This is a genomic window from Microcoleus sp. D2_18a_B4, assembly GCF_036702475.1.
Classification (GTDB): Bacteria; Cyanobacteriota; Cyanobacteriia; order Cyanobacteriales; family Microcoleaceae; genus Microcoleus.
In genome coordinates this window covers 180,834-199,238 of the sequence record NZ_JAUBTL010000004.1, presented here as the reverse complement: position 1 = coordinate 199,238, position 18,405 = coordinate 180,834, and the positions used below count along the sequence as shown (strand labels likewise).

Genomic DNA, 18,405 nt, shown 5'->3' with positions numbered 1-18,405 from the left:
GCCTTTCTCAGAAAGATGAGGTACTCATGGGCATAGGGCATAGGGCATAGGGCATAGGGCATAGGGCATACCTCACTTTTTTGAGAACCGCTATAGATATATTTCTCCTACTTTTCCTACTTTTGCGATTAATTGGGTTTGAGGGGAAGGGGGTGCGATCTGAAGAGCAGCAGCGCTTAGTTATTATTTTTTTATGAATTTATAAGGGCGATCGCCCCAACAGAGGTGAAACGGCTGCTGATGCGAGTATCTGTAATTCGTCATCACGCCTCTTGGAACCAAACTGTAGCTTTAGTTGGGGAATTAATTAACCAATTTAGTATATTGACAAAAGTTGCTACTTGTGAAAATTGCGCCTCACAGCGATATAACTTTACACAAACATACCAACTTTATCTATTTATTGTTGAGCTAAACAACAGAATAATAGAGGCAAACCTAGATGACTCGAACAGGCTGATTACTAACCCTTTTTTGCTATCAATTATGCTTCTTACAAAAAACAACATCACTCACATTAATACCGTCACCCACGAAGGCAAAGTGCTGATCGTAGCCACGGTAGCCGAACCCCAAAAACCGGTGAAACTCTTCTACACCATGAAGCAGGACGGTTTTGAAGACACTGCCTTGCAAAATCCGGGTGGCATCGGCTGGGAGACATTCACAGAAGTCCCACTGCCTAAAGACAGCAACGGCGACCCGTCGGTTGCAGCCAAGGAACTGGCCGAACTGACCGACAAGGATGGGAATCTCCTGCTGCGATCGGTCTACGACAGCACCAATCTCACTGCCAATGCGCCAGTGCAATTAATTTCTCATGACGGCTATATCTATATATTCCGCCAATCCACCACGAACACCCTGCTGGCCGATCGCTTCGTGCTAGACGGCATGACCAACACCTTGAACCCCAAGCTAGAAGTGCGCTACAAGCGCAGTCGCCAGCGCTACAAGCCGATCCAGGATGTGAAGATTAACGGCGACGGGCAGATAGAGTCGGTAGACTCGCCAGATTTTCGTGACATGGAGAACCAGCCTTTTCACGAACCTAGCACCGAGATTTGCCCGAACTTGTTCAACAAATTGGAGAATGGCAATTTTGGCGTGGCAGTCACCGCCACCAATGAGGCAGACCGCTACCGCTGGCATATCTTCGCTTACAACACAGATAGCCAAAAAATCGACCTGCTCACCATGCGCGCCGACGAGGAGTCGATGTTCACGGTGCAGGATTATTGGTTCCGTCGCATTGATGCCGACACAGAAGCAGTCAGCTACAACAGCATCCCTGGACTGATCCGCCGCCAACTGAACTTGCAGAACGAAGCTGGCCAGGCACTGCCAGTCAGCAACGGTCTGGCTGTTGTCAAGTACGATGTCCAGATCGAACAGGAAACCAAGACGGGGCCGCAATTGATGCGCGATTCCAGCAAGCTCATGCTCGCCGTTCCTACCACCCAAGGCGTTGCTGCGTTGAGCTTTGCCATTGCCGCTGACGGCACCCTAGCGCAGATTGTCCAGCAGCGGAGTACCAAGACGCTACGCAGCAAAGAGCGCGAGATGCTGTTGCCGATCGACCTGCTCGATAATATCCGCACAGTTGGCGACGCGGCCCCAGCCCCGAAGGGAACGATTTTGGGTATGAACCGTTCTGACGACGACCTCACCCGCGATCGGGTGCGCGTGCAAGCCAGCAATAACGACCTTGAGGCAGTACACAAACTGAACCTCGGCGATATGGTCAAACTGTCCGACACTACCAGCTACAACGGACTCTACCAAGTCGGTAGTGTGGAAAACGGGAGCTTTACGATTAATGCCCCGTTCAAATTCGACGAGGTAGGCCGATGGGAGGTCATGGAGGAAGAGGACACCGGGCTGGTGTTCGATGGCATAGTAACCCGCTATGAAAAAGCAGACAGCGGCAAGCTGAAAGTTCACGCCCAAAACCACAAGCTGGAGAGTGGCGATTGGGTCCAGATCGTCGATACCCCCGACCTGGGTGGCGAATATCCGATCTTGCAGCACGATGACAACAGTTTCACCGTGCAGCGGATGTGGGTCAACGGCGAGGCGGTCAACCTGAAGCTCGAATCGCGCAAACGTCGAGGATTGGTGTTTGACGGAAAGAAGGATTGGATTCAGATTCCGCTGGACGAACCGCTGAAACTGGGAGTCAATTTTACGTTGGAAGCCTGGGTTAAGTTGAACGGTGCTGAGAACCAAACAATTTTGGCCACTGAGCTTGAACCTTCGGCACCCAAGACCGTCAGCAGGGGATGGCGGGCGACCCTGGGCGTACATGAAGGCAAATTCAGCTTTGCTTATGTGCCGGTTAACTTGCAGGGCAAGACGGAGAGGCGGCTGAACTCTAACAGGGTGGCGGAGCTTAACAAGTGGGTTCATGTGGCTTGCACTTTCGACGGCAGGCTTCTGAGTTTGCTAGAGAACGGCAATGTCACCGCCACGCTGACTTTCGATAATCTGTCGGACACCGAGCATAGCGCGTTGGTTCAGAGCTTTAGAGACGAGGTGAACTACCTGATATGGTTGAAGTCACAACATCCTTCCGATTCTGAAGCTGTCACAATAATTTCGCGTGCCGGGAAGGCGTTAAGTAGTGCCGGAGCGGGTAATACGGTAGCCTTAGTTCCCTTAAATCAACAGCCGGAACAAACATGGCGCATTGAATTGTACGATAAACAGGGTATAAACTATTATTGTGTTATTCGTCATATCGCCACTCAACTAGTCTTAGAACCAGACGGGAAGCTAAGAGAACGACAACAGCCACCTAAAAGTTTTTTTAGTCAGACATGGTCGATTGGCCACAATTATAGGGGCGGCTATTTAATACAAGATGGTTACGACTTTCTGAAAGAAACCGATAACGGAATCGCCTTGAGTAGAGACATAACAGACGGTTCGCTTTGGAGCTTTTTCCAGGTTGGCGAGGAAGTAAAAAAATTGGAACGCGCTCAGACGGCCTTAAATGCCGCCCTCGCTACGATACCGCGCATCCCCCTGAGCAACGCTCGTACACTCACCTTAGCTGGGCAGTCCTCAATCGGCGTGGCGACAACCTCAGCCCCCACCTCTGTCCAACTCCTGAAAGGTCAAATTGCCGATGTGCGCGTCTGGACAAGTGCGCGCAAGGCCAAGGACATCGAAAACAATATGCACTTGCAACTGACCGGGCGGGAAACGGATCTCGAAGGCTATTGGCGCTTAGGCGGGGTAGCGACAGATGATGAGGGTGTGCAGCACGTCTACGATTTTGGCGTGAATGCTAACCACGGCGTAGCGCACGGCGCACCCTATGGCGGTGGCATCACCCTAGAACGCAAATTGGGCGACGGGACGACCCTAGCAACGAGATACAGCAATGACGAGCTTTTTGCGGTTAGTGAGGGCGCGACTTATGTCGAAACTTTTGAGTTCCGCACCGACCCAGCAGTTAATGACCCCAAAAACGTCGTCAACAGCTCAAACGGTCACATCTTCAAGCCTGCATTGTGGGGTCGCCTGAGCCGCACCGCCGAGGATAAGCAGGAATTTAACCCCTTGTCCGGTGAAAACTACCAATTTGAATCCGCCGGAGAAGCAGGTTGGCATCGCGCCACTTGCCGCTTTATAGTGCCGCAGGGGGTGCGGCTGGTGCGCTGTTTTGAAGTTAGCAATGTGCAGGGCAACTGGAAAACCCTGGAAATCCGCCGCCATTCTGTGAAGCTGGTGTCGGACACAGTTACGCGCAGCGATGCTGACGAAACTGCCAAACTCAAGTCGCTGGCTGGTGTCACAGGGCAGAACGATCCTGTATCCAAGTTGCCTGAATTGGAGGCCAAAGAAAAAGAGGAAGCCCCGCTTATCACCCGCAAGAAGGAGTTAGATGCTGCGATCGCAGCACTGGCAGACATTCCAGGACTGCGATCGCAGCGCGACGCTCAAAAAACAAAGGTGGACGATTTATCGGCTCAGGTAAATACCTTGGAAAATACGTATAACACTGAGTTGAACAATCCTCTTAACTACTGGTGCAAAATCGTAGCCAAACACAGCGAGAAATGCCTCGATATTGTTGGAAATATTTTTGAAGTTGCGAGCCCAGGTGTAAGTGACCAAATTTCGATTTTGAGCGTAGTTACCGCAGCTTTATTGACTCCTCAATACAATCCCACGTTATTTAAGGAAGACAGAATAGCTATCGTTCAATACAAAAGGCGAGATACAGACAGCCAAAAGTGGTTATTTGAACCTATTGAAAACGGCTACTACCGAATCAAGTCCAAACACAGCCAAAAATACCTTGATGTTTCTAGGTCTTCGCAGGAGGACTTCGCGATCGTTTGGCAACACTCTTTAGCAAACGTAGACCATCAAAAGTGGTTATTAGAAAGTAGTGAAAACAATACCTACAAAATCAAGGCAAAACACAGTGGAAAATGCCTTGATGTTTATTACCAGTCGCAAAACAACTTCGCCTCGATCATTCAACATAATTGGCTGGGTTCAGACAACCAGAAGTGGAAAATTGAAAAGGTAGGCGAAGAGAAGACCAATTCCAAGATCGACGATGCCTATAAGCTCTGGCAGGCAAAGCGGGATACATACAACGCTGAAAATGCCACACTCACAAATCTGAATAAAAGATTGGAGGATACGAGTCAGGGTGAAACTCAATTAAAAATAAAATTGAAAACTGTCACGGATCAGCTTGACAGTGTGCAAAAACAAATCAGCACACTGACCATCACCTATCTCAATCTGGTATCCAAAGCCAACAGTACAGCACAGAGCATGACTGACCTACATAACCAGGCAGATCCGCGTGGTCTGAAGGTACAGGGTGCATTGCTGCCTTTCGCCCAAGCCGCGACCCGCTTGCACGCGCTGGAAAGCTGCACCGGCCGCGTCACCCTCAGTTACCAGGACAGTGCCGGCAATCTGCGCCAGACCCATTATGACAGCGCCTACGGTGCTGACGGCCAGGGCGAGCAGTGGCTGCCCGAGGGCTATCGCGTCGCCTTGAAGCTGGAGGAAACCAAAACGGCACCGATCCTGCCCCAGGCGATATTCAGCTCGCTCAGCAACCAAATCACGATCGAGTTTTGGGCTAAGGGTGGCCATGGTCTGCCCAAGGATGTCACCTTCCTAGGCGCGCACAATACCGCTAATGCTACCTGTTTGCGTATTCAACTGCCCAACGAAAAGGGAGAGGTAGTTTGGGAGGTAGGCTCCCCCTCTGGCGACACAACCATCGACCGTTTAGAAGTGCTAACGGAAGTCCGTTTCTACCGGGAAAATTGGACGCACTGGGCTTTTGTCAAAAACTGCGACAAGGGCGAGATGTCCATCTATCGCAACGGCAAGCTCTTCCACAAGAACGACCCGAAAGCCAAACAAAACCCGGTTGTGTTCAAACAGCCCATCGTCGGCGTGACGGAGGCGAGACTTGGTGGTTTCCCTGGTTTTACCAACGTCAACTGGTCTGGCCAAATCGCGGAACTACGCATCTGGAATGTGGCGCTAGGCGAACGCGAGTTGGAGACCAACAGCTTGCTGACTCTCAGCGGCAATGAGCCGGGGCTGGTCGCCTATTACCCGATGAATGAGGCTAAAGGCAATGAGATCCGGGATCTCACTGGGACGGCTGCCCATAAACTGACCATCGCCGATGCCGTCTGGACGCCCTGCACTGCCCCGATTGGACGTTTGTCGTCAGCGATCGAACTCCTTAATACCCCGACGAAGTTCGACGGCACCAGCACCTTCGTGCAACTGCCAGCCCTCGATTTAGATTTCTCACAGGGATTGACGATTGAAGCACGGGTGCGTTTTGAGGAACTCAAAAATAATTGTTCCATTGTTGATTTGGGCTGTGGGAACAATAACCACAATATTCTGTTGAAACAACTTGACACACGGAAACTCAGTTTAACAGTGTTCGTCGGCACGACATGGCAGGAGGTTGGGACAGATGCCGATGCTCTGAGCGCAAATGAATGGTTGCATGTGGCTGCCACGATTGAACCGAATGGGACAATCAAGCTGTATGTGAACGGCGAAAAGAAAAAGGAGATGAATAAGCAACCGCCACAGAAAATGCTACGCACCAGTAACTTTATCGGCAAGAACAATTGGCCGAATGATCCACTCTTTAAAGGCGAGATGGATTATGTGCGCGTGTGGCAAAAAGCGCTTACCCAGCAGGAGATCCGAGACTGTTTCCAGGGTCGGCAAATCACGACAAGCATTGACAGCCTGATCGGTACCGAATATAGCCGGGTGGTTGTCGATCCCCAGCGCCGCAAAACAGCGATGATGATGCGCTGCCTAGCCTTGGTCGAACCGGGTGGCGTGCGCCTGTTTGACGAACAGCGCATTGAAGAACTGGAGATGAAATGGATCGGCAACGCCCAGATCGATCCCACGCTGATCGGCTACATCGAAGGCGCGCCGCCGTTGCCCAGCGAAAATCTGACCGAGAATGACAATTACAACGGTGCGACCTCGGTAGAACTGATGCAGTCGAGTGATGTGTCTTATAGCTGGACACGCGAGCAGGATGCAAGCCTGGGGTCAGAAGGCGAGGCGATGCTAGGTTTCAGGTCACAAACCTCTGCTGGAGTGTTTATAGAGACCTCAATGGAAGATACAGCTATAGGCGCTGGCGTAAAAATGAATTATGCCTATCACTGGCAAAACGCCAGCAACGTCGGGGCTGGCCAAAGCCTGTCGCAAAGCGACAAACTCGAATTGCGCGGCAACCATGAACAGGATGCTTACTTCCCCCATTTGGGCAAGCGCTTCGTCCCCAAAAATGTCGGCTATGCCCTCGTCACTAGCGGACTGGCGGATGTATTTGTCAGCAAACTGCGGAAAAGTGGGCGCATGGTTGGCTATCAGGTGCTGCCAGTGGAAGGCGTGCCGATCGATGTCAACACGATCACATTTATGATTAATCCGGCTTACACCATGTCCGGCAGCTTGGACGGCATGACCGGCACTCACGCCACCAGTAAGCGTGTCTTCGGGCAGGTGCCGGAGATGCGCGCCCAGTACGGCTCGCTTTATCCCGCCAGCTATTTCCGCTTGCAAGAAGCCTATGACCTGAAGACGCGGATCGACAACCAGGATCGACAGCACCAAGCTTATTTCAACCAGTTCAACGCTGGGCTAGTTGACGAAAAATCGCTTAACGATCAAGTGGGCGATTCGAGTCTGGATGGAGCAACCGTCGGCTTGAGCCAAAGCACCATTGCCAGCAGTAGCGAGGAGGTCGAGGTTCTCCAAGAGAAAATCAAAACCAAAAAGGCGGAGATTGCAAGCATAAAGGCGGAGATTAAACCTGAGAAGGCGGAGATTAAAAGCAAAAAGGCAGATATTAGAACCAAAAAGGCGAAGATTAAAGCTGAAAATGATACGGCTAAGAAGACAGAACTCGAGGGCGAAGTGAAGGAGCTCGAGGACAGAGTGAAGGATATCGATGACGAAGTGAAGGATATCGATGACGAAGTGAAGGATCTCGAGGACGAAGTGAAGGAGCTTGAGGCGGAAAAACAGGAACTATTGGAAGAGGAACAAGGAGAGCGCCAGAAGGAAACCGAGCAACGCCAAAAAGACATTGAGGCTGTGCATTCCGACCTATCGGCGCGGGAACATGCGTCCACCAGCTTTGCGGCTTGGCAGCGCACAATGGAGAGCTTGCAAATCCGCGCCGGCAAGCGCAATATCGTCAACACCTACATCTGGGATGCTGACGGTGGCTTCCATGCCGAAGAACAGCAGTTCGCCAGCACAGTCGAGCATAGCATCGGTGGTTCCTTCGACTTGAGCACTGCGCTGGGCGCAAGGGCAGAGGTTGCCATCAGCAAGGTCATGGTAGGGTCGAGTGTCTATGCTACGACCAAACTGACCCAGACCATGAGCAAGAAAGAAGCCGGCAGCAAGGGTATGGAGTTGCGCGTGAATCTCGACGGGGTAGAGAGCCGTGGCATCACCGACCACCGCGACTATCCTATCCTGCCCGGCGAAAAGGTCGATCGTTACCGCTTTATGAGCTTCTTCCTGGAAAAGAATGTTGACCACTGGCACGACTTCTTCAACCAGGTGGTCGATCCCGAATGGCTCGCCAGCAACGACGAAGAGGCGCGTGCGCTGCGCCAGACGCAAAACGCCCTGCCAAACCAGGTCTGGCGTGTGCTACACCGTGTCACCTATGTCGAAAGACCGGCTCTGATGGGCTTTGGCCGCCAGCAGCCCCCGCGCGTCGAAGTTGCTGACGAAATGCAGAAACTGCGTAGCCAGGTCAGCGAACTTACTACGAAACTGGAGGGCATCGACAGTAAGCTGAACCGACTGCTTGAAGGAAAATAAACCAGCCATCGGGCAAAAAGCAAGGCGTGGCGGGGTTAATACCCCGCCACGACCTTACCCAGGTTTTATAAGCTCTAAGTCTTACCCAGTAAGGCTTATTAGCTGATTTTATCTACTAACTACTGAAAATTCAGGAAAATAAAGCAATGTGTACTAGAGTTGTTTATCTTGGGCCAGAAGACACCATCATCACTGCACGCAGCATGGACTGGAAGGTTGACATGAAGACAAACCTCTGGGCATTTCCACGAGGCATCAAGCGTGATGGCGCGGCTGGACCTAACTCCATTGAATGGACTTCCAAGTATGGCAGTGTCGTGACGACTTGCTTCGATAATGGTTCTGCTGACGGCATGAACGAGGCAGGACTGGTCGCCAATATGCTCTATCTTGCTGAGACCGAGTATCCGACCCCCATCGAAAACGACCCGCGCCAAGCCCTAGCCCTTTCAGCTTGGGCGCAATACGTCTTGGACAACTACGCCACCGTTGACGAGGCAGTTAAGGAATTAAGAAACGAACCGTTCTACATCGTGCCAAGCGATGCACCCGATGCTACGAACGCGAAAGGAACTATCCACCTATCGATTTCTGACCCTACAGGTGACTCCGCCATCTTCCAGTACATCGAGGGCAAGTTGAACATTCACCACGATCGGAAGTATCAGGTAATGACCAACTCACCGACTTACGACCAGCAACTTGCGCTGAATCGTTATTGGGAGGAGATTGGGGGAACCACAATGCTACCTGGCACCAATCGAGCAGCGGATCGATTTGTTCGAGCTTCGTTCTACATCAAAGCGATTCCGCAAAAGTCTGAGATCAATGAAGCGATCGCCGGTGTCTTTTCGGTCATTCGTAATGTGTCAGTACCTTTGGGCATAAGTACACTAGACCAACCCAATATCTCTTCCACTCTTTGGCGCGTCGTAGCGGATCACAAAAACAAGCGTTATTACTATGAATCTACCCGCTATCCGAATGTATTCTGGGTCAACTTATCAGATATGAATTTCACAGCAGGAGAACCGACGAAAAAGCTGACGCTGACGGATAATACCGTTTTTGCTGGCAATGTGGCCGAGAAGTTTGTAGTCACCGAGCCGTTTTCGTTTGTTCCAAAAGTCCAGAGAGATTCCTGAAGCCATAATCAGGAGAGCGATTCCTTACGGGATAGCGAGAGCTTCACGAATTTTCGATGAAGCTAAAGAGCAATCCCGTATGAATTGGGTTTGAGGGTGAGAAGGTGCGATCTTAACAGCAGCAGCGCGAGGCTAAGGCATATTTCTGTAGCGGTATATTCCCCGTGTCACTTTATCCTGGGAAGCAAAGCTAGATTTTTTCCTCATAGGATTTATTAACCATATGGATGTAGTCAAGCGTCGTATCGGTCTTGAGCAAGAGTTTTTTCTGGTAGATGAGGCTGGTTATTTGAGCGATCGCGCTGATGAGTTTTTGCACGGTTGTCACTTAATGGCGCAAGCGCAAGGCTTAAACCCCAATTACTTTGTGGCGGAGTTCGTCAAAAGTATAGTGGAGATTAACACACCACCTGCCTACACGGGTACAGAACTAGCCAGAAAATACCTCAACAATCTCAAATTGGCGCTGGCTGTGGCGCGACAGATGAATTTACGCCTTTATCCTCTGTCTAGCTATCCCTTGCATATTAGGCCAGTGATGCGCGATCGCCCCAATTACCATATCCAAGCCCGGACTGTCGGCTATGATAAATTTTTGCACGCCGGAAAATGTACGGGTACACATCTGCATTTGGAAGTCCCGCCTGGAGTCATTGACCCTCGTGTTGGAGTCTCTTACAATTCCACATCAGCAGAGCGAGAAGAGCTACTAAATATCTACAATTTAGCTACTGCTTGCGACTCAGCACTTATTTCTTTGACACGGGCTTGCCCCTTTTATGAAGGACAAGCGATCGGACTCGCGGCCCACACAATTCGTTATCGAGGTAGTGAAACCTTTGGTTGGGAAGGAGTTTACACTAATTTACAGTCTGTGGGCGGACTCATGCCTTATGCCGAGACTGTGGAGGATTTAGTTGAACAGCAATTTGCTCGTTACTATGCTTGGTTGCAAGCAATGGAAAAAGCTGGAATTGAACCTCACCTGTTCAAAGAAGCCGGAGGCAGTTTACTCAAGTCAGCGTGGAATCCCATTCGACTCAACAATCACGGCACAGTAGAAGTAAGATCTATAGATAGTAACTATCCCAGCGTAATTTTAGCTGTAATTATATTGCTAGAAAATTTGGCTAATCGAGTCAGACGCGAGAACTTAACAGTAAGACCAGCTAAAGGAATGCAGATATTTGAATTAGTAGGCGATCGCCTATATATGCCAGATTTTGCTTATCTCAATGGGGAATTACTCTATGCCTCAGCTACAGAGGGAGTCAAAAATCCGAAGGTTAAGGTTTACGTCGATTCAATTTTGCAATTTGCTATGGAAGAGGCTGGTGAAAAAGCAAATTTTCTGGCACAACTGAGCAAAGACATGGAGCACTATCAGACGATAGAAGCCGAAATATTGCAAGAATTTACCCCAACAAGCGATCGACTTCCATTAGATGCAGGTTTGCGTCTAGTGCGCCAGTGTTGTGACAAGTTAGAAGCCCAGGTGTCCTGGCTTGATGAGGTAAATCTGAGTGAGGAAAATCTAACGCCGTTGTGCCTAACTCGGGAGGATCTCACTTTTGGAACCAAGCTAGAAATCTAAGTTTTGAGGCAGGAAGAAGGAAAGAGGAAGAAGGAAGGAGCCAGAAAAAGTGTTTTTACAAATATGAGATGATCCCCCTAACTCTCCATCTATGTTAGGCATAACAGACGGGAGAACCTTGCCAATTAGTGTCGATATTTGGGTAGCCGTATTTTGCGGAAGGGAAGCGATGGCAGACCATGAAGTGTAATGAATTAACTCAGATGCACTTAGTATTTTGTGTTTCCAATTTATTAAGTACATACAATCTTAAGAAGCGCACAATTTGAGTTTTAGGTGTGCCATTTTTCATTGTAGTAGACTTCGGCACAAGTCTATCTGCGATTATATGCGACCATCCCAAATGTGCAAATTTAAAGAAGGGTGAGGAGAGTTTATATCTAAATGCTCCCCACTCCTGGATTCCGCCGCTCCCCCACAGACCGTATTTTTACAAAAAGGTATTTCTGGGAACCAACGTTTAGCTATATAGCAATCCTCCCATCATTTGTGAATTTCTTACGGACTCCCAGCGGGTTCGGCGTGGGTTGGGGTGGGGTAAAAAATTTACGACTCATGCAAGGATTGCTGTAGTTGGGCAATTAATTAACCAATTTAGGATATTGACAAAATTAACTACTTGTGCACTTTGTGGCTTACAGCAATATAACTTGACACAAACATACCAACTTTATCTATTTCTCGTTGATCTAAAAAATTGAATAATAGAGGAACTTTTTGGTGAATGCCCGCTTACAGTAATTGAGCCCTTGTCCTTCTGCCCTCTGCTATCTGCATAAAAGCCTTCTTTTATTAACGGCCGGTTTTGGGGCATAAAAATCCTTAGCGTTCCTTGCTGTGTGCATACTACTCAAATGGAGTCACTACATGAATGTTGACGAAGTTCTGGACACTGTAGAACAAAGTCTGCTCTCTAGGCAACTGAGTTCCCTTGAGCGCTTCATCCTGTGTCAGTCATGGCTGGGACGCGGTTATAGCGAGATGGCAGCCGATTGTGCCTATAGTATCGCTCACATCAAGGATATTGGCTCTCAGTTGTGGCAGGTTTTTTCAAAAACATTAGGGGAAAGGGTAACGAAAAAAAATCTGTTTTTAGTGCTGAAGCAATATCTGTTCTCCCGGATAGGTGAAACAGTCAATAGTGACGAGTTACCAGTGACCTTTTCGTTAGTAGAAGTAATAGACCCACCACTAACGCCTACCACTAATCAGTTACCAGTTACCACTGATTTTATGGAGGCTTCATACTCAGGGGATAGCGAGCAATTATCACGCTTGAGCGATCGCAACGAATTGGTAAATGAAGAAGATGAGTGGCTTTTTAGAGTGCAGCAGAAGTGCCAAACTTATACAGATAGTACAGAGGAAGAAAATAATTTAAAAGCCCCAGTCACACAGAGCGAACCAACAATTTCTAGGGGTTGTTTGCCGCTGGACTTTCCTCTCTACATTAATCGCCCTCCGATCGCAGAACTTACGTGCACTGAAATTAGTCAACCTGGATGCCCGAGCCGCATCAAAGCACCCAAACTGCCGCGAAAAAATTCCCTACTCTCCCGGATTCTGAATCGTGCCACGCATTGTGGATACAAGACTGTCTACTTGGACTTTCAGGAAGCAGACGTTACCGTTTCTGCCAAACTCAATCAATTTTTGGGCTGGTTGTGTGCTAATCTCAGCAGGCAGTTGAATTTCAATCTCATGCTGAACGAGTATCGGGAATATGGGTAGCTTTTGCAACTACAATATCTATTTTGAGATGGCTAATACACTATTTACCTACCGCCAACTGAATGAACGAACACATCAAGTGGCGTACTATCTGCGAGCATTGATGGTAAGATCGGAAAATACCATTTCTAACTCATAGATTAAGACAGAAAACAATGCAGAAGTTTCAAGACCTAACTCAACACGAAGTTGAAGCACTTAAGCAAAAGTATAACTATGCTGATGCCCATACTCATCAATCCCAATCTGATTCCCAACTGGAGATTGTTAAAAGGTTGCCTGAGTTATGGCTTGAAGCCGAAAAAACTCAGCAAGAAACCTTAAATAATAAGTTTATAGAAACCTTTTATAAAATGAGGGGCTTGTCAGCCGCCTTAAACCCCAACAATGTCATGCTTTATTATGCGGCTTCAATCGCAACCATTCATATAGCTAACTATCTTTTGAAAAAACGCTATAGCGTTAGTTTACTTGAGCCTTGTTTTGATAATCTCTATGAAATATTGATGCACATGGAAATTCCTATTTCTCCTTTGAAAGAGGAATTATTCCACGATGTCGATAAGATTTATGAAAATCTCAGAACTCATGTCAAGAGTGATGCGATATTTATTGTAGATCCCAATAACCCAACAGGATTCACTCTGTTGGGTCAGGAAAACAAAAAGGCTTTTGAACAGGTGGTCCAGTTTTGTAAAGACTATGACAAAATACTCATTGTGGATTATTGCTTTGCCAATTTTTTGATGAACGATGAGGAATTTGAACTCTATGATACCTATAAGGTATTAAAGGAATCGGGGATTAAATATATGGCTATTGAAGACACAGGAAAAACCTGGCCTATTCAAGATGCCAAAATAGCCATGCTGAAAGTCAGCGACAATCTCTATGAAGAGATGTACAGCATTTATACAGCCTATATTCTTAATGTATCTCCCTTCATTCTCAATTTCCTTACAGAATACTTACTAGATTCACAAAAATGCCAGTTTGCTTCCACCCTAAGTATTTTAAATACAAACAGGGAGATTTTATCAGAAAAATTTCAGAATAGTATCTTGACACCGCTCAAACCAAAGGGTAAAGTAAGCGTAGCTTGGTGTGAAATTCGGGAGCCTAATCTCAAAGCGACTGAACTGCAAAAAATCTTATATAAAGAGGGGGTCTACGTTTTACCAGGAACGTACTTTTTCTGGCACAATCATAACCAAGGAGAGAAATACATCAGAATAGCTCTAGCGCGAGATACTGATAATTTTACTGAGGGTATGTCTTTAATTAAGAGCATACTAGACAGGCTAGATAAAAACTTTTCTGCTCAAGTAGCAGCAGTGCCACAGCTTTCACCGTCAGGGGGGTAAACGCGAGAAAATTAATGGAAAGAAGATTTTTAGAGTGTGAAAACCCATTGCTACTAACAAACTGATGAGATACTAGGTAAGACAATGCAATGGAAGGGTGTAATGCCAGCTATCACGACGGAAACATTGATAGCTCCGCCGCACGTACAGGTGCTAGCCGCGCAACTGCGGGCAAGCTTGAAGCAAGCACAGGCGGATTCGGATTAGCTTCACAAAACCCATCGTGGAAAATTGTTCAAAATTTTAAGACTACCGAATTGAGGAAAAGAAAATGATGGATCGACAGACCCTTTTTTCCCGACTTAAAGCTGCTGGAGGAAAATTTGCTAAACATATCGGAGAATGGAAAGACGCACAAGCTACATTTACTGAAGAGAAACTGGAAATATTTGGCCGTCCCGTGATGGAAAAATGGGAAGATCCTTACATGAAAGAACTTGCCAATATTGTGACTTCTAATGGAGGGAAGATCCTTGAGGTTGGGTTTGGTATGGGAATCTCAGCCAGATACATAAGTAATTGGACAGAATTAATTACACACTGATTATTTGCTAATTTTTTACTAGACAAGGTTTGTAGCCCATAGTTTTGGGTAATTAATTGTGTTCTACTACTTACAAGAACATGAAATAGAGGAGCATATTATCATAGAAGGCAACGCTGACGTTTTTGTAAAACTTGAAGAGTTTGCACAACAAGCTAAACACAAAGTCACACCAATATTTGGACTTTGGCAAGATGTTGTAGATTCATTACCAAATGATAGCTTCGACGGAATTTTATTCGATACAGCCCCAATAACTGAAGATGATGCCACAGTGATGCCTAATTCATTTTTTGAACAGGCGTATCGTCTTCTCAAAAAAGGAGGTATTTTTTCTCGATTCATGTCCGAAATTGAAATAACACCTGATTACCGCCAACGCCTAAATAAGGCAGGGTTCTTTAACATTAGCAGTACTCTTTGCTCGGTCAACCCACCAAAGGATTGCCTCTATTGGGACAAGCCAGTGATGCTTGCCCCAATCATAATCAAATAAACCCAGTAATTTGAAGAACTAATTATGCAGATTAAGCCTGATATTGAGAACCTCGCTGTTAATGCAGGACACCCTCTAGACCCCGGCACTAATGGAGAGCGAAAAAAGCTCAGGGTTTCCCCCTAAGCCTTTCACAGCCCTATCTATCAATCAGTTTATTTTCCTCCATAGGGTGTCCTTAAAGTTTTGGACGATTAGCTAAGGCTGTTTTAATGATGTTGTGAGCTTCCTCCAGTTCAGAGCCAACGAGTTCTAATCGTGGGGGGCGTACAAGGGTATTCCCCCAACCAACGGACTCCTGAATCAGCTTAGTTGTCTGCACAAACTTATGTCCGACATTGAGTCCTGCTAAGATAAGAAACCACCGATAGAGATTAAATGCTTTCTCGTAGTCGCCATGCACAGCGTAATTATAAAGAGCTACAGATTCTTTTGGTAAAGCGTTGGCAAGTCCTGCCACCCAGCATATTGCTCCTGCTGCTATACCTTCAACCAGGAAACTATCTAAACCAACAGTAGGAGAAAGACGCTCTCCCAACAAAGCGCGAATGGCAGTGATTCGGCGTACATCACCAGTTGCTTCCTTAACAGTTTGAACATTAGAATGCTCGTTAGCGAGTTCGGCAATCTGCTCTGGCAGAAGATCGCTCTGGTAGCTAGAGGGGTCGTTGTATAACATACAGGGAAGTTTTGTTGCCTCAATCACAGCAACAAGATGTGTTTTCATCTCACGCCAATCTGGGCTGTATTGATAGGGAGGTAAAATCATTAAGCCACTACAGCCTACTTCCTCCGATCGTTTAGCAAAAGCTACCGCTTCGGCTGTATTGATACCTCCCGTTCCAGAAACGATAGGTACGCGATCGCCTACTGCGGATACGCACGTTTGTATGTTCTGTATTTTTTCATCAAAACTTAAAGTGCTTGCTTCGCCAAGCGTACCATTAACAACAATACCCGTGCAACCATTATCCACCAACCAATAAGTATGTTTAGCCATAAATTCCCGATCTATGGATAAGTCTTTCCTAAAGCTAGTAGTAATTATTGGCATTACGCCTTTCCATTGCATTTTCATACTTAGTATTTCCCTCAGTTATCAGTTAGGTAGCAGATAGATTATAGCCAAACGTTACAAAGTTCCTTCCATGATTTTTACTTCTATTTCCCTACCGGATTTTCCTGTAACTTTTTGACTCGCTCAAAGTCGAAGGGAAAAGGCTTTTTAATGGGTTGGTAATCTTTTGGATGAGGGGTACCGTGACGGATAATGGCATTCAATACCAAGCAAGGTTCAGAACTAAAATTAATCAATGCGTGGGGGATGCCAGGAGGAATTTTGATAAGGAGCAGTTGGTGCTGATCTGACAAAATGTAATCATAATAACGGTTTTGTAAAAATACTAAGACCATGCTACCTCGCACAACTACTAACTGATCGGTCTGAAAGTGGTGGCAAAATAGTGCCTCATCAGCCGTTTGTGGAGGAATCTCAAATAGTACTGTCTCGTTGCTAACTAGAGGAGTGAAGAATTTTACGACATCCTCTTTGTCTTGTTCAAGTCGGATACATTCTACTTTATTAAGTATGCCCATTTAACTACCTAGACTTCCGAACAGCAATTGTTATTTGAGAAAATCAGAATATTTTTTTATACTCCAAGTTACTATGATATGGCAAAAATAGATTTTAGTAAGTTAATAAATTAAATTTAAACAAAAGTTAAAGTAGTGTTACAATTCTTTCTGGTAGTGAAGAACAAAAGTTAAAGTAGTGTTACAATTCTTTCTGGTAGTGAAGAAAGTAAAAGTAGAAATTTTTCCTGGAAAATCGAGCAAAGGATGGTAAAATTGGGTTTTGTGTTCAAAGGAAATCGGCTCTCCTGAGTTTTAGATTATAATAAAAATCAAACTTCCCGTGGTACAAGCCGGAAAGCCTGCGTAAGTGAGACGCTCACACTACCGTTTCCACCACAAATCCAGGAGATATAGAAAATCTAATTTCTTAGTGTCAACCTAGCAGGATTTTAAATATGTTAGGACTTACGCATTGACAGAATAACAAAATAGTGCATTGATAAATATGGGTCGTTTACTTTCTAGGTATCGGACAATCAGAGAAATTACTAAACCATCGACAGCACAATGCAATCTAGACCTCTACACCTTATTTTTGCTGTCAGAGCCAAAGTTTGGGGGGGTGCAGTCGGCTAGCAGAGGTATTAGGAGATGTTTCACATTCAGGGCGTCAACCGTTTTTTATTGAGAGAGAGATACGAACCGAAAGATTTATTCAACATAATGCGTGAAAATCATTAACTTAGTAGGAGGGATACTAAGTGTAGACGATACAGTCATAGAAAAGATTTACAGCGATCCCAAAAATGCCGAATTAATCAGTTATTTTTGGTCAGGAAAAGCCCACAAAACTATTATTGGCTTGAATTTAATTACGCTATATTACAGCGACATTAATGGTAATTCAGTCCCAATAAATTACAGAATATATGACAAAAAGGAGGGGAAAACAAAAAACGATTATTTTAGATAAATGGTGAGAGAAATAATAAACTGGGGAGTCAAGCCAAGAATAGTAACAGGAGATAGTTGATATTCAGGAGTAGAAAACTTAAAGTTTCTAAAAAACCAGAAATTGGGTTTTTTATTTGGGATTGAAAAAAATAGAACCGTCTCAAATGAGCCACAGAAGTATTGTCAAGTAAGCACCCTGGCTATTCCCGAAGAAGGATTAAGAACTCATCTGAAAGAATTTGGATTTATAAAGTTGTAAAGGTGCGACTTTAAAAAACAAGACTCTAGACACTATATTTTATATCTGCCAGATGAGTCAAAAATCTCAGCGATCAGCAGAAGTGAATTTATCACAATTCATGATACCCATTGGGGCATTGAAACTTTTCATCGAGCCATAAAACAAGTATGTGGAATTTGTCGGTTCATGGTTAGAGATACATTAGCAATCAAAACTCACATATTTTGTTCACTTCAAGCATTTGTGAGATTGGAGTTTATGCGCTCTGAAAAGATAATTAGCAATTGGTATGAAGTACAACGGAATATGTTCACGTTAGTTGTACGTGAGCATATTTTTGCCAACCTTAGCAGTGATATGTGATATCATTATCTAGAAT

9 protein-coding genes and 1 pseudogene are annotated in these 18,405 nt (G+C 46.2%); 8 read left to right on the top strand and 2 right to left on the bottom strand.

The window, feature by feature from the left end; translation table 11 throughout:
* Positions 1–486 precede the first annotated feature (486 nt).
* The 7 genes from QUB04_RS04130 to QUB04_RS04100 all read left to right on the top strand — a co-directional run bounded on the left by QUB04_RS04130 (position 487) and on the right by QUB04_RS04100 (position 15,253).
* Entirely contained in the window at positions 487–8,379 is a 7,893-nt protein-coding gene (locus QUB04_RS04130) for a LamG-like jellyroll fold domain-containing protein (protein WP_333281407.1), read from the top strand.
* Between the two features lie 146 nt (positions 8,380–8,525).
* The gene (locus tag QUB04_RS04125; protein ID WP_333281404.1) at positions 8,526–9,524 is read left to right on the top strand and encodes a linear amide C-N hydrolase; all 999 of its coding nucleotides are present in this window, start codon (positions 8,526–8,528) and stop codon (positions 9,522–9,524) included.
* A gap of 223 nt (positions 9,525–9,747) precedes the next feature.
* On the top strand, positions 9,748–11,118 hold the full coding sequence (locus QUB04_RS04120) for a glutamate-cysteine ligase family protein (RefSeq protein WP_333281401.1): 1,371 nt from the start codon (positions 9,748–9,750) through the stop codon (positions 11,116–11,118).
* An 867-nt stretch (positions 11,119–11,985) separates the two neighbouring features.
* A complete protein-coding gene (locus tag QUB04_RS04115) occupies positions 11,986–12,849 on the top strand; it encodes an AAA-like domain-containing protein (RefSeq protein ID WP_333281398.1) in 864 nt (287 codons plus the stop codon).
* A 155-nt stretch (positions 12,850–13,004) separates the two neighbouring features.
* Positions 13,005–14,213, top strand: coding sequence for a pyridoxal phosphate-dependent aminotransferase (locus QUB04_RS04110; RefSeq protein WP_333281394.1), 1,209 nt, complete (start codon positions 13,005–13,007; stop codon positions 14,211–14,213).
* A gap of 271 nt (positions 14,214–14,484) precedes the next feature.
* Positions 14,485–14,757, top strand: a complete 273-nt coding sequence (locus QUB04_RS04105; protein ID WP_333281391.1) for a hypothetical protein — start codon at positions 14,485–14,487, stop codon at positions 14,755–14,757.
* 58 nt (positions 14,758–14,815) lie between these two features.
* Positions 14,816–15,253 carry a hypothetical protein gene (locus tag QUB04_RS04100; RefSeq protein WP_333281386.1) on the top strand — a complete coding sequence of 146 codons (438 nt, stop codon included), beginning with the start codon at positions 14,816–14,818 and terminating at the stop codon, positions 15,251–15,253.
* A 178-nt stretch (positions 15,254–15,431) separates the two neighbouring features.
* Here the strand turns inward: QUB04_RS04100 and QUB04_RS04095 are convergent, their stop codons facing one another.
* The gene (locus tag QUB04_RS04095; protein ID WP_333281383.1) at positions 15,432–16,331 is read right to left on the bottom strand and encodes a dihydrodipicolinate synthase family protein; all 900 of its coding nucleotides are present in this window, start codon (positions 16,329–16,331) and stop codon (positions 15,432–15,434) included.
* Between the two features lie 83 nt (positions 16,332–16,414).
* Complete coding sequence (locus QUB04_RS04090; RefSeq protein WP_333150309.1) at positions 16,415–16,849, bottom strand: dTDP-4-dehydrorhamnose 3,5-epimerase; 435 nt, start codon at positions 16,847–16,849, stop codon at positions 16,415–16,417.
* Positions 16,850–17,366: 517 nt separating this feature from the next.
* Between QUB04_RS04090 and QUB04_RS04085 the strand changes: the two are divergent.
* Positions 17,367–18,389 (top strand): annotated as a pseudogene (locus QUB04_RS04085) (IS701 family transposase).
* Positions 18,390–18,405 lie beyond the last annotated feature (16 nt).

What these genes read in the sequence shown, in the direction of transcription:
- QUB04_RS04105 (WP_333281391.1), top strand. Translation starts at nt 14,485, where the DNA reads ATGATGGATCGACAGACCCTTTTTTCCCGACTTAAAGCTGCTGGAGGA.
- QUB04_RS04095 (WP_333281383.1), bottom strand. Translation starts at nt 16,331, where the DNA reads ATGAAAATGCAATGGAAAGGCGTAATGCCAATAATTACTACTAGCTTT.
- QUB04_RS04125 (WP_333281404.1), top strand. Translation starts at nt 8,526, where the DNA reads ATGTGTACTAGAGTTGTTTATCTTGGGCCAGAAGACACCATCATCACT.
- QUB04_RS04130 (WP_333281407.1), top strand. Translation starts at nt 487, where the DNA reads ATGCTTCTTACAAAAAACAACATCACTCACATTAATACCGTCACCCAC.
- QUB04_RS04115 (WP_333281398.1), top strand. Translation starts at nt 11,986, where the DNA reads ATGAATGTTGACGAAGTTCTGGACACTGTAGAACAAAGTCTGCTCTCT.
- QUB04_RS04110 (WP_333281394.1), top strand. Translation starts at nt 13,005, where the DNA reads ATGCAGAAGTTTCAAGACCTAACTCAACACGAAGTTGAAGCACTTAAG.
- QUB04_RS04090 (WP_333150309.1), bottom strand. Translation starts at nt 16,849, where the DNA reads ATGGGCATACTTAATAAAGTAGAATGTATCCGACTTGAACAAGACAAA.
- QUB04_RS04120 (WP_333281401.1), top strand. Translation starts at nt 9,748, where the DNA reads ATGGATGTAGTCAAGCGTCGTATCGGTCTTGAGCAAGAGTTTTTTCTG.